At 44.3% G+C, this 13188-nt stretch carries 13 protein-coding genes; 5 read left to right on the top strand and 8 right to left on the bottom strand.

Translation table 11 applies throughout. The features are described 5' to 3' along the window. Positions 1-6: 6 nt before the first annotated feature. Positions 7-1377, bottom strand: a complete 1371-nt coding sequence (locus APB76_RS18740; RefSeq protein ID WP_049843129.1) for an L-serine ammonia-lyase — start codon at positions 1375-1377, stop codon at positions 7-9. A gap of 189 nt (positions 1378-1566) precedes the next feature. Between APB76_RS18740 and APB76_RS18735 the strand changes: the two genes are divergently transcribed. After that, positions 1567-2403 (top strand): YdcF family protein, encoded by an 837-nt coding sequence (locus APB76_RS18735; protein WP_049843128.1) that lies wholly within the window; start codon positions 1567-1569, stop codon positions 2401-2403. A gap of 61 nt (positions 2404-2464) precedes the next feature. Here the strand turns inward: APB76_RS18735 and APB76_RS18730 are convergent, their stop codons facing one another. After that, complete coding sequence (locus APB76_RS18730) at positions 2465-2716, bottom strand: putative hemolysin (protein ID WP_049843127.1); 252 nt, start codon at positions 2714-2716, stop codon at positions 2465-2467. Between the two features lie 197 nt (positions 2717-2913). On the opposite strand from APB76_RS18730, the gene APB76_RS18725 reads away from it, so the two are divergent. Further along, a complete protein-coding gene (locus APB76_RS18725; protein WP_049843126.1) occupies positions 2914-3846 on the top strand; it encodes a DHH family phosphoesterase in 933 nt (310 codons plus the stop codon). Positions 3847-3898: 52 nt separating this feature from the next. Here the strand turns inward: APB76_RS18725 and APB76_RS18720 are convergent, their stop codons facing one another. Both APB76_RS18720 and APB76_RS18715 read right to left on the bottom strand, forming a co-directional pair. Beyond that, positions 3899-4915, bottom strand: coding sequence for a GGDEF domain-containing protein (locus APB76_RS18720; RefSeq protein WP_049843125.1), 1017 nt, complete (start codon positions 4913-4915; stop codon positions 3899-3901). A gap of 192 nt (positions 4916-5107) precedes the next feature. Beyond that, complete coding sequence (locus APB76_RS18715) at positions 5108-6043, bottom strand: chemotaxis protein (RefSeq protein WP_049843124.1); 936 nt, start codon at positions 6041-6043, stop codon at positions 5108-5110. 195 nt (positions 6044-6238) lie between these two features. Between APB76_RS18715 and ppiC the strand changes: the two genes are divergently transcribed. Next, positions 6239-6517 (top strand): peptidylprolyl isomerase PpiC, encoded by a 279-nt coding sequence (gene ppiC, locus APB76_RS18710; protein ID WP_045955815.1) that lies wholly within the window; start codon positions 6239-6241, stop codon positions 6515-6517. A gap of 48 nt (positions 6518-6565) precedes the next feature. On the opposite strand, the gene APB76_RS18705 is transcribed toward ppiC, so the two are convergent. The 3 genes from APB76_RS18705 to APB76_RS18695 all read right to left on the bottom strand — a co-directional run bounded on the left by APB76_RS18705 (position 6566) and on the right by APB76_RS18695 (position 8489). Next, positions 6566-6877, bottom strand: coding sequence for a c-type cytochrome (locus APB76_RS18705; RefSeq protein WP_049843123.1), 312 nt, complete (start codon positions 6875-6877; stop codon positions 6566-6568). Between the two features lie 68 nt (positions 6878-6945). Next, positions 6946-7953, bottom strand: a complete 1008-nt coding sequence (gene ltaE, locus APB76_RS18700) for a low-specificity L-threonine aldolase (RefSeq protein ID WP_054962287.1) — start codon at positions 7951-7953, stop codon at positions 6946-6948. Between the two features lie 11 nt (positions 7954-7964). After that, the gene (locus APB76_RS18695; RefSeq protein WP_049843121.1) at positions 7965-8489 is read right to left on the bottom strand and encodes an NUDIX hydrolase; all 525 of its coding nucleotides are present in this window, start codon (positions 8487-8489) and stop codon (positions 7965-7967) included. A 272-nt stretch (positions 8490-8761) separates the two neighbouring features. Here APB76_RS18695 and APB76_RS18690 point away from each other — a divergent pair, with 272 nt between their 5' ends. After that, complete coding sequence (locus APB76_RS18690) at positions 8762-10426, top strand: ATPase RavA domain-containing protein (protein WP_049843120.1); 1665 nt, start codon at positions 8762-8764, stop codon at positions 10424-10426. Between the two features lie 9 nt (positions 10427-10435). Further along, a complete protein-coding gene (gene viaA / locus APB76_RS18685) occupies positions 10436-11881 on the top strand; it encodes an ATPase RavA stimulator ViaA (protein WP_054962286.1) in 1446 nt (481 codons plus the stop codon). Positions 11882-11925: 44 nt separating this feature from the next. On the opposite strand, the gene emrD is transcribed toward viaA, so the two are convergent. Beyond that, positions 11926-13134: a multidrug efflux MFS transporter EmrD gene (gene emrD, locus APB76_RS18680; RefSeq protein ID WP_049843118.1), complete on the bottom strand. Its 1209-nt coding sequence runs from the start codon at positions 13132-13134 to the stop codon at positions 11926-11928. Between the last annotated feature and the right edge of the window lie 54 nt (positions 13135-13188).

The raw sequence follows: 13188 nt of genomic DNA, 5'->3' as shown, positions 1-13188 counted from the left end.
ATTAAACTACTCACAAGGCGGGGACATATGGATAACAGCGAGACCTCCGAGTGATGTTTCGCGGTACTTCTTATTCATATCCTTACCTGTTTGATACATGGTCGCGATGACCTTATCAAGAGAGATTAAACATTTGCTGGTGCGTTTGAGTGCCATGCGGGATGCATTGATTGCTTTCATAGCGCCCATCGCATTGCGCTCAATACAAGGTACTTGAACTAATCCACCGATCGGGTCACAGGTCATCCCCAATGAGTGCTCCATAGCAATTTCAGCTGCAATACAGATTTGCTCGTTGCTGCCACCGCGAAGCGCTGTTAGCCCTGCGGCTGCCATCGATGATGACACGCCAACCTCTCCCTGACAGCCAACCTCAGCCCCCGAGATTGAAGCGTTGGTTTTATATAAAATACCAATAGCACCCGCCACAGCAAGGAAGTCTTTGAGCTGCTTAGTGTCGAGTTCTTTAACAAATCTATGGTAATACATTAATACCGCAGGAATGACCCCAGCAGCACCGTTGGTTGGCGATGTGACGACCTGCCCACCGGCAGCATTCTCTTCACTTACGGCAAATGCGAATAGGTTAATCCAATCCATGATTTCCATAGGATCGTTTTCAATTGAGGCATTGGCCTCAAGTTTCTTTAGTAAGTTTGGCGCACGTCGAGTGACATTGAGGCCGCCTTCCAAAATGCCTTCGGTTTCAAAACCGCGCTGCATACACAACGACATGACTTTCCAGATTTGCTCTGCTTTGCGGGTAATTTCATCGTCTGAAAAGAAGTTTTGCTCATTTTTCAGAATCATTCCGCCAAGGCTGAGGCCACTGTTTTCTGCCATTTCTAGCATTTCGTCAGCACTGGTGAAAGGAAATGGAACATCCACTTTGTTGGCCGAGCCACCTTCTTCGAGCTCTTTTGCCGTAGCAATAAAGCCGCCACCGATTGAATAGTAGGTTTCAAGTGCAAGTTGATGGCCGAATGGATCATAAGCGGTAACGGTCATCCCATTTTCATGCAGGGGTAGGTTGTCGTCATGAAACAAAATATCGCTTTCATAGCTGAAATCTATAGTGTGGGCCCCAGCAAGAACTAAGTTGCCTTCTTCTAATGTTGTTGCCAGTGTTTGTTTCGCACTGCCCATTTTAATCGTGTCGGGCTTGTTGCCCAGCAAGCCTAAGATAACCGCTCGGTCTGTGTGGTGACCTTTGCCAGTCAGAGATAGTGAACCGTAAAGATCAACCTGTACGCGACTGACTTTTGTGATTGATGAGGCGAGATAGCGCGTAAAATGATAACCTGCGAGCATTGGCCCGTTGGTATGAGAGCTTGAAGGCCCCACTCCCACCTTGAAGATATCAAATATCGACAGCATAAACTTTACTTCCTGTTGTAGTGGCCTGTCTTTCAGGCTCTTTTAATTACAAGTATGGCACGCAAGTGGAGATAACGTCTCGCATGCGGCCTGTTAACAAAATATTAACCTCTGATAAGCTAGCGATAAAGTGGATGCTTGTACAGTTTAAGCGTTACTCAGTAGGAATAATTGAGACATGGATAAATAATGAACATTATTAATGTTGTACTGATACTGGGTAAGCGGCTCGTCAACAATGTGCTTACGTTAGAGGGTAGATCAAGAGTCCAAGCGTTAAGCGCAACGTTAAATACATTAAACCTCGATCAAACGGCAGTCATTTTCTGTGGTGGTGCGACGGAAGGGCAAATGCAAACTGAAGCTCAAGCTATGTTTGATTGCTTCAAGTCTTTTCATCAGGGGCAAATGCCGCCTCATATTATCCTCGAAGACCAATCGACCAATACGATTGAGAACATCTGTAACGCAGCAGATAAGCTAGTCGCGAGTAAGTTGTGTCGGGTAGGGCAGGTAATCAACGTGTTGCTTGTATCAAACGATTATCACCTTAATCGAATTTTTGAAATACAGCGACTCATGGATGAACAGGGTCTACTGACCACATTGAGAAACCAATGTGCTCAAAGTGGTTTGGATTTGGCTATCTCCCCAATACTCGACAAGCATACCGCAGTTCCTTACCCACATCACAATACTCTAGGTCGGATATTCTTGTTACTTGATGAGCTGACGACTTATCGCGTTTATCTTGAAGGGGTGAAAAACCAAGCCTTTGCCAGACCTTTGGAGATAGTCAGGGAAAAGCCCTACGCAGCAGCGCGTAAAGCACTGGAAGCGCTGAAAGATCTTATTTCTGACCCTAGTGATCTGTATTCGTTGAGCACGATAGAGAAAGCGATCAATAAGACATGCGTTGAAGCTTTACCTGAAGATTTGATACAGCAATTAGCACTTCTGGATAAGCATTTAACCAAAATGAACCGCCGCTATGATCCCGAAAGACAAAGCCTAATAGATGTCTAAATTGCGAGGTGATTAAACGAAGACTACAAAGTCGCTAACTTACTCTCTCCTTCGTTGGCGTTTACTGCTCTTTATGGTTTTGGCGGTAATAATCCCACTCTTCGATTCGCTCATCGTTTGGCAACAAGCAGTAGGTCAGACGTTGTTCATTTTCAGTGACCGTTTCTAGTGTACCTCCTTGCTGGACACAGTACACCGAAGCAGGGTTTGCCATCGAAGTGTAGCCTTTGACTTCGTATTCGTCTGTTTTGGTTGCACAACCAGAGAGTATTGCGACACTAGCAATAGAGACGGCAAAACACGTTTTCTTCATAATAAAACCTATATTGAATCAATGAGTAGCATATCGATTATAGGGTAAGGTATGAAAAACTCTGTCTAGAATTTGTTAAAAAGTTAGTGATGTCTAAAATTAAAAGAAGTTATACAACAAAGCTATATAACTTAGCTAAATGCGTTTGTATGACCAATGAGTATTAACATAAGAAGACTAAGCATAGGAAGTGCCAGATGTCCGAGCAAAAATATCGACTTGTTACGCGAAGCGACTTTGACGGTCTAGTGTGCGCCGTTTTGTTTAAGCAACTTGACCTAATTGACGATATTAAATTCGTCCATCCTAAAGACATGCAAGACGGAATCATTGAGATTACTTCTAATGATATTGTGACTAACCTGCCTTATGTAAAACAGGCACACCTTGTCTTTGATCACCACTTGTCTGAATTGTTACGCAACCCTGAACGGTATGAAAATCACATCATCGACCCCGATGCTCCTTCAGCCGCGCGCGTAGTTTGGGAGCATTATGGCGGGAATAAGGTTTTTCCAACCGAATGGGACGATATGATGGAAGCGGTAGATAAGGGGGATTCTGCGCAGTTTAATCGTGATGAAGTGTTGGACTCGACAGGTTGGAACCTATTGAACTTCCTGATGGATGCAAGAACTGGACTGGGGCGTTTCCGCGAGTTCCGTATCTCTAATTACGCTTTGATGATGGACTTAATTGAGTATTGCAAAAATCATACGATTGATGAATTGCTTGCGCTACCTGATGTCAAGGAACGCATCGAGCTATATCGAGAGCATGAAAATTTATTTAAAGCGCAGATTCAACGATGCGCGACAGTGTATGACAATCTTATCCTGCTCGATTTAACCGGGGAAGAGGTTATATACGCAGGTAATCGCTTTATTGTTTATGCTCTGTATCCGCAGTGCAATATATCTATTCACAAAATGTGGGGTTTTCAAAAGCAAAATACGGTGTTCGCCACTGGGAAATCCATTTTTGACCGCAGTTCTAAAACCAATGTAGGAGAGCTAATGCTCAAGTATGGAGGTGGAGGGCATAAAGCTGCGGGGACTTGTCAGATCGACAATGATAAAGCCGACATTGTTCAGCAGGAGCTGATTACCGCTATCACTGCTGATGGATAAAAAAGACCCTAAGAGTATGTCTTAGGGCCTTGTCAATTTTTTGCTTTGTGACTTATAACGGCATTACACGATTTCGCCCTAGTTCTTTGGCCTCATACAGAAGCTTGTCTGCGCGCTCGATCAGAGACTCTGCTGCTTCACCTGGTTGAAGCTCAGCAACGCCCATAGAAATCGTAATATTGCCAACCTGCTGCGAAGTGCGACGATCTTTGATCGAGAGCTTCTCTATTGTGCGGCGTAAGCTCTCAGCAAACTGCCTTGCAATGCGCAGTGACTTATTTGGTACTATCAAAGCGAACTCTTCGCCACCAAATCTATAAGCTTGGATACCGTCTCGGCAACCTAGCTGAAGTCTACGTGCAATCCCCTTGATGACGGTATCACCAAACAAGTGACCATAGGTGTCGTTGAATGATTTAAAGTGGTCAATATCTGCCAGTACTAGACACATCTTCTGCTCAGAGCGGCACAAGGTGCTAATATCATTATCGAAGGCGCGGCGGTTGTACAAGCTCGTTAATGCATCAAATAGCGCGTCTTGCTGAACCTCTGCAAGCTGAGTTTTTAGTAGGCTGATCTCTTTGGAAGCCGTTTCGAGCTGGTTATTCAGAAAACGGGTTGAGTGCCTGATTTCTCGTGACTCCGCGACCAGTTGACGAATTACAGTCATGACTTCATCCATTGACATCGCTTGATCTTCCACACGCTCTAGGTTGTCGAAGCTTTTGTCAATCATTTGTGAAAACTGTGAAGTGTCTGAAAGGGTGTCACTCATCGAGCTAGCAACTTCGTTCACTAGGATTTCTATGCTGTTGCGCAGTTCACGCATATCTGTTTCTGAACGACTGGCAACATAGTTGTTGTATAGCTGCTCGCCTGCTGCTGGTGGGCAGATACCGTAATTCTCAACGACACTGTCTAGCTCACGATTGAGCTGGGGAATCGCGTTGTCCACATAGGTATACCAGAGTGCATAGTTTGCAGGTGTGGCAGCCACATGGTTTTTCATCATTAATGGGACGGCTCTTTTTAAATTATCCGTCGATTTTTTGAAGTCGTTGTCAGTCATTTCTTAGGAATATTCTTATCTCGACACCTGTACATTAAGAGTAGCGGATTTCTACTCTGGATGTATGCTTTGTATCACTTTTGGACGATTAATTAATAGTTTATATAAACTTTATCACATGTATATGTTTATATTGACAAAATATAGCGATAGCAAGGTCAGAATCACGATACAACTAGCTATCACATTGCGCTAAACCCCTTGCGGTACTTCTTCGCGAACATTACCTGACTCAAGTTTGCTTGCTCCACGCAACATCGCTTGAATTAACTCTCCGGCATTAAACTTTTCGAGTGCTTCATGAGCACCGACTTGTTGGGCGCGATCAACACATATCTCACTGGAAAGTGAAGTATGCAGAATTACATAACTGTTTTTTAGGGCAGGGTCATTCTGAGTCTCGAATGCGAGTTCATAACCATCGAGCCCTGGCATTTCGATATCGCTCACCAGAAGATCGATCGCCCGATCAGCAGATGCTTCTTTTCTCATCAGCTCAAGTGCATCAAGGCCATTGTTGCAGATTTGGTAAGAAATATTAATGCTATCTAACGCATCGGATAGCTGTTTTCGAGCAATAGAAGAGTCGTCTACCAACAGAATATTGAGCGCTTTTAATCGCTCACGTTCAATGTCTGTAAGCATTGGGATACTGGTTGATTCGTACTGCGGATAGATTTTAGATAATAACAGCTCAACATCCAACATCTGCACGATGTGATCTTCAAAGCGAGTAATGCCTGTCACGAATACATTAGAGCCAGCACTTGCAGGAGTAGACTCGATCGATTTCCAATCACACTCAATGATTTTTTCAATTGAACGCACCATAAAGGCAACAATGGTGCGTAGACAGTCCGTGACAATCAAATAGCACGAATCGTACTCGTCGGGTTGGATTGGGCGAAAACCAATCGCGGCGGGCATATTAATTACCGGAATCGTCTTATCACGAATCGTAACCGTTCCAAGGACATGGTGATGCGAGTAAGGGATCTGAGTCGTCGGTTGAAATGGCACAATTTCTCTGACTTTTAGAGTGCCAATTGCGAACAACTGTTTACTGCTGGTTAAAGTAAACATCAGCATGCCTTGAGACTGATTCGCTTTACTAGCTGGTTTGGCCATGGGCTTCTCGTATGTGCGACTATATTTATAAATGGTAACGGATTTACCCCGATGATCAATGGATGCAAATCAAATTTGCTTCTAAACGCTGATAAGATAGACATTCGTTATTTAGAACGACAATTGCTTGGGTGAAGATCTCGTTTTATTCGGGTACAATTCCCGCAAAACAGAGTCATTATCAGAGGCATCATTATGGCTAAAACAGCGCACGCACTTCATATTTTAGTTAAGCATAAAGAGCAAGCAGAAGACATCATCAAGCAACTAAAGAAAGGCGCAAAGTTTCAGACCCTTGCGAAGAAATACTCAACGTGTCCGTCGGGTAAAAAAGGGGGGGACTTAGGTGAGTTCAGAAAAGGCCAGATGGTACCACAATTCGATAAAGTGTGTTTTTCTGGCGAAACTCTGGTTCCGCATTTAGTTAAAACCAAGTTTGGTTGGCATGTAGTGAAGGTGTTATACAGAACTTAAGTTAAACGAGAACTACCGCGATTTATTTTCCGAAGCGTTTCGTGTTCTTTATTCTTGGCTAGAAAAGTAAGCAGAAATGTCTTTCAAATCTTGGTTATTGAGCCTAGAAAGCTGAACCTTCATCATCTCGGCCAGTGCACCTGTCCGATTGCCATCTTGATAGTCTTTCATCGATTGAAATAGGTATTGGGCGTTTTGCCCTTTTAGGTGAGGGTAAGCAGGATTGGATGCAGTGCCGTCCTGACCGTGACAAAATACGCAGCTAGGTGATTTGATTTTACCTAATTCCGGATCGCCAAATTGGTTGCTTGCTAGGGCGAGTGAAGGAATTAAGAGCAGTAAGGGAAGAGTGCGTATCATTGTTGCCTCTCGTTTAGCCGTCAATACGCAAACAATAAAGCTTCCCCCTAGGGGAAGCTCAAAGTCTATTATTTGATGTATTGCGCAAGTTTCGCTAATAAAAGCTCAATATCATCGCTTGATACATCTTTATGGGTCACGAAACGAATCGGATTCCCCGGAGATACGGTAATACCGTCATCAGCCAATTGGTTGGCAATCTTTTCGATTTGAACGGTTGCATCCAGTTTGGCAAACACGATGTTGGTTTGTACAAAGTCTGGGTTGACATGAACGCCTTGCAACTTACTTAAACCTATTGCTAATTTCTTAGCGTTTTGATGATCGACGTCTAACTGCTCAACTTGCTCGGTTAATGCCAGTTTACCCGCTGCAGCAAGAATACCTGCTTGACGCATACCACCACCCACCATTTTACGCAGTCGGCGAGCTTTGGCGATGAAGGCTTTACTGCCTAGAAGGAGGGAGCCAATGGGTGCACACAATCCTTTTGATAAACAGATGGTCATTGAGTCGAAGTGTTGAGCTATCTCTTTTACGTCAACATCGAGTGCGGCGGCAGCGTTATATACGCGAGCACCATCAAGGTGAAGTGACAGGCCATGCTCGTCAACGAACTTTCTTGCCTCAGCTAGGTATGAAAGTGGTAACACCTTTCCATTGATGGTGTTTTCTAGGCTAAGTAACTTAGTGCGAGCAAAATGTGAATCGTCAGGTTTAATTGCCGCTTTGAGTTTGGCAAAGTCGAGCGTTCCATCTGGATTGTTTTCAATCGGTTGAGGCTGAATAGACCCCAACACAGCTGCACCACCTGCTTCATACTTGTAGTTGTGCGCTTGTTGACCGCAAAGGTACTCTTCGCCACGCTCACAGTGAGCCATCAAACCTAGCAGGTTAGCTTGAGTTCCTGAGGTGGTAAACAGTGCTGCTTCAAATCCGTGTCGCTCTGCCGTCCATTGTTCTAATTCGTTCACGGTTGGGTCATCGCCATACACATCATCCCCTACAAGCGCTTCCGCCATTGCTTTACGCATTGCTTCAGTTGGCTTGGTCACTGTATCTGAACGAAAATCCATAATCTTAACTCCTAAATATATCCACACAGCTTTGCTTTGCTCAAACACGCGATGGTTTTTGCATCGGTGATTTCGCCATCAATAATCTTTTGTTCGAGTTGTTGTACTGACAAAGAAAGTACTTCTATGACTTCATCGTCATCGCACTGGTAACGTTTTGTTTGGGTCAGTTGCTTAGCGACGAACAAATATTGAATTTCATCACAAAACCCGGCCAATGGTGTTACTTGCCCTAGAGATATCATTCTTTTCGCGCTGTAACCAGTTTCTTCTTCCAACTCACGGTGCGCACAGAATTCAATCGGCTCATCAGACTCTAATGTACCTGCTGGAAGTTCCAATAACCATTTCTTTAGGGAGGGGCGGTATTGATTGATAACAATGATATGGCCATGCTCGTTGATGGGTAGAATCACTGCAGCGCCCGGATGAGATATCGTTGTATGGGTGATCTCTTGGCCGTTAGGTAGAGGGATTGACTCTTCGATAAGGGAGATACGCTTCCATGAATGGATCGTTTTTATACTGTTTTCCATTTGATATTTGTTAAGTCCTAGCTCCTGACAGGAGGTACATTAACGTCTCAAGCTTTGGAGATAAAGCTCAATCTCGAGAATGGGTCGCAAACTATGTGCACCTTAAGTGATGAATATCTCAAAAGTGCAAACATTGTTTTCAGCCAGTTACGTAAAAACTCCATCTGATATAAAGATTTGTCCAATTTGCAAATTGCACTTGTAACAAAGTGATAACAAATGTATAAAATTATACATACATACCATCCAGTTAGCCTTAGGAGAGCGCGAATATGATTAGCCAGAATCGAGTGTCTCACTCACAAAAAGCGTTGCTCTCTGAACGAATCAACAAGTTGGCGCAAGCATTATCTGACGGCGTTTATGAGCGTGAAGAAACCATCAAATTGTGTTTGCTTGCCGCTTTGGCCGGAGAGAGTGTTTTCTTGTTAGGGCCTCCAGGTATAGCAAAAAGCCTTATTGCAAAGCGCCTTATTCAAGCGTTCGATAATTCTTCTTACTTTGAATACCTAATGACCCGCTTTTCAACACCGGAAGAAGTGTTTGGCCCTTTGAGCATTCAAGAGCTGAAAGATAACGGCCGTTACTTACGTTTGACCAAAGGGTATCTACCTACGGCTCAGGTGGTGTTCCTTGATGAGATCTGGAAAGCGGGTCCTGCGATTCTTAATACGTTACTGACAGTGGTGAACGAGAAGACCTTTAAGAATGGTAGCGATATTGAGCGCGTACCAATGAGGCTGTTAGTTTCTGCATCTAACGAGCTACCAGATCAAGACAGCGGTCTAGAAGCTTTATACGATCGTATGCTAGTGCGCGTGTTCGTCAATAGAATCCAAAACAAGCAAAACTTCAAATCCATGCTGACGGTAGGTACACCTCAAGAGGCAGTAATCCCTGAGGGGCTAGCAATTACCGATCAAGAGTATCATCAGTGGCAATCTGAGCTGGAACAGTTGGAGCTATCTGATGAGGTATTTGAAAAGCTGTTTGAGCTTAAGAGTATGCTAGAAAGTGCCGCAACAGCAGAAAGTGGTGTCGATGTGGCAGATACCGACATGTATGTCTCAGACCGCCGCTGGAAGAAAGCCGTAAAGTTGCTTAAAGCAAGTGCGTACTTTAACGGACGAGATTCGATTAACCCACTTGATCTCCTTTTGCTCCAAGACTGCTTGTGGAATAGCCCCGAATCGCGCGATGTCGTGCGGAGTGTGATCAAGCAGTTTGCTCTCAACCACGCTTTTGATCAGCAAGAAGTCGAGCAACAGATTACATTGTGTCGTGAAGAGCTGGGCGACATTCAAGAAGAGCTTGAATCAGAGTTCGGTATCATGCTCTCGATGGAGTCGACGACAGGCTTACTCAAGAAGCAAATCAATAGCTATGATCTTTCCAATGCTAAGAGCTACAAAGTGGGTAGTACTTTTGGCCTTGTGAAGCTCGTTCTATTACAAAGTAATATGTCGGTTTCTGAATCAGAAAAAGGTGATAGCCGCTGGGTATATGTTCCGAAAAATGAACTTGAGCGGGTGATAAAAGATGGGCAAGGGGATGTTTATGGCTATGTTAACCAAAATACCAATATGTGCCGTTTAAGATTTGATGTCGATGCGGCGAACAACTTAGTGATCAAGGATATCGCGAATCGTGGCGTATTGGTGTCAGTGGTGACTAACAAGGGTCTAGACGACTCAATCTATCAAGAGTGGTTAACCAAGTCTGAACAAGCAATGGTGCAGTTGGAGCACGCCGAGCATCATTTACGTAAAGTGCGTTCGAATTTTCATGGTGCATTGCCACATGGCTTTATAGATCAAGAACTTCCACGAGTTATGGAAGCAAGCCTACAAAATCTCCAGCAAGTGTTGGAGTCTGCTAAAACCGAGTGTGAGCGTACGGTTTTCCGTTTTAAGAACTTAAATCAGTTCTTCTCATAAGGAGCCGACATGTTAGGAGCAGACGGTTTAAATCTAGCGTTAGCGGTGGCAGATTCAGGGATAATAGACTCTGCGGTGAATGATCTGTTAGCGCGTACGCAAGTGATGGCGATGGCGGAAAACCGTGGTGTCAAAAGCTCGGTAAAAAATCACCTGCTTAAATGGCGTAGTAGCGTTAAAAAGCGCATTACTAAGGTGTGTGAAACCGACCGGTTCCAGCAAGAATTAGCCTTGTATCAAGAAGTGATTCATTGGGATGAACCTCGATTCTTTAACGAAATATCAGATGTTATCAAGAAGCTAGAATGGCATTCTGCTTTCTACTTGCAAGCTCGCCGTCTAATAGAGAAGAACAAAGGGCTAAATAACCCCATGTTCCCACACTACTTCTGTGACCAGTGGTATCAAAGTCTCTCAGATGCTATTCGTCAAGCTCAGGTGACTGAGTTGGAAGCAAACAAAGAAAAAGTACTTAAAGACCTCTACCAACGAATGGAAACCATGAAAAACATGGATAAGGTCGCCGAAGAAGGTGATGAAAGTAGTGTTGGTCGTTTGTGGGATATGGCATCTGCAAAATTAAGCAAATCTGACCTTAACGTAATGAAACGTCACGCCGAGTTTTTGAAAAAGAACAAAGGTTTGCAAGAGATCAGTGAGAAGCTAGGTCGGATGGCGGGCCAAGTCAATGACCCTGAACTAAATCGCACTCCAGCTGAAGAATTGCAAATGGTTGAGGAGAAGTCAGACGAAGCGACTGACGACATAGTGGGTATCCATGAAAGTGATGATCTCAATAAGCTTCTACCTAATGAAACCATGTTTCTTGCTTATCCAGAACTTGAAGTCGTGTTCTATAAACATCTAGTAGATAAGCGTTTGATGAATTACCGAATGCAGGGTAAATCAAGAACGCTACGTAAAATTCGTGCTCAGCAACCAGATAGCAAGCAAGTTGATGTAGAAAAAGGGCCGTTTATTATTTGTGTAGATGCTTCAGGGTCGATGAATGGTTTCCCAGAGCAGTGTGCTAAAGCAATGGCTTACGCCTTAATGCAAATTGCCTTAGCGGAAGACAGAGACTGTTATGTGATGATGTTTTCCACAGAGCAGATTACCTATGAGCTAACCAAGCAAGATGGTTTACGTGAAGCGAGTGACTTCTTGAGCTATAACTTTCACGGTGGTACGGATATTGGCCCTGTGATCATGAAATCGATTGATTTGATGTGTGGTGACAAATACAAGAATGCTGACTTGGTGGTGATTTCTGACTTTATCGCCCCTAAGCAGTCGGATGAGATACTTGTCAGAGTTGAAGAGCTTAGAGCGAGGAAGAACCGCTTTCATGCGATTTGCTTGTCAAAGTATGGTAATCCGGAGCTTATGGCCATGTTCGACCATAGCTGGGCGTACCACCCGAATTTGGTTGGCCGATTAATGAAGAAATGGTAATCGCTAAACGATAAAGGAGCTCAGTGAGCTCCTTTATTTATTGGCTAAATCGCTAGGGGCATTTCGTCGTTGGACGGATCTTTCTTACGGTAAACGCGAATTAAACCGATTAACGCCAGTACAGACATCACCAGCATTAGAACGCCAAGTGGCATTTGGTCTGGAGTTGGGATTAATGATGCGCCTAATGTTGCCAAACCTGCGCCAAGGTTTTGCATACCACCTAACACAGCACCACCAGTACCTGCGTGGTAGGGTAGCGGAGATAAAGCTCCTGTGGTTGCCGCCGGAAACAGTATGCCCGCGCCCAAGAAGTAAATCGTTGCCCCACCAATTAAGCTCATGGCATTGGTATCACCAAGTAACCCTGGCAACAAAATAATGATGGAGCCAAGCATGATGGCAACTAAACCAACGATCAGTGCGCTTTTCTCATTGCGCTTACTTGCGATATAGCTCGATAACCCTGCACCTAATAGATAGCCTGGAATGGGCAATACAAACAATAGGCTTACGGTTGTCGCAGGAAGCTGTAAAACACCCCCGAGCAGAACTCCAGCGGCTGCTTCAAAAATAGCGATGCCTGAGAACGTTGCAACCAAGCAGATCAAATAGCCTTGAAAGCGACGATCTGACAGAACATATCGGTAGCTGTTGGTGACTTTCTCATAGCGACGTTTTTCACGTGGCAATGTCTCCATAAAGCTTGTCATCATAGTGATAACCACGGCGATGCCAAATAGTGCGAGGAATAAGTAACTCGAGCGCCACCCTAACGTTTCTGTTAGGTATCCCCCCAATACTGGGGCTACCAAAGGTGAGAAGATCACACACATGCTAATCAGGCTGTTTACTTTGTGCAGCTCAGCTCCTTCAAACAAGTCGCGCGTTAGTGTGCGTGACATGGCGCCACCACAGCCAATACCTAAACCCTGAATAAAGCTACCTGCTAAGAACCAATCATAGCTGTGGGCGAATAGGGCAATGATGGTTCCAAGAATATAGATCAGTAGACCAACGACAATGATTGGCTTACGTCCAAGTCGATCTGACAGTGGCCCATAAACAAATTGCGACAAACCGTACGGGATCAAGTAACACGCCATGACTGCTTGCAATGCGGCTGGTGACACCAAAAACTCACTTGCCATATGACCAATCGAGGGTACATACATGGTTTGAGTCATTTGACCAACCGCGGTCAAAATTGCAATCAAGAAGGTTAACTTCATCACTTGAGAAGACGCAGACATTTCTTAAACACCTAAAATCAACGCGTAAAAAACACTAGCATTGCGTAAGCAAAG

The sequence above is a fragment of the Vibrio bivalvicida genome, from assembly GCF_001399455.2.
GTDB classification, from domain to species: Bacteria; Pseudomonadota; Gammaproteobacteria; order Enterobacterales; family Vibrionaceae; genus Vibrio; species Vibrio bivalvicida.
The sequence above is the reverse complement of the archived record's forward strand: the minus strand, read 5'-3'. Positions and strand labels throughout refer to the sequence as shown.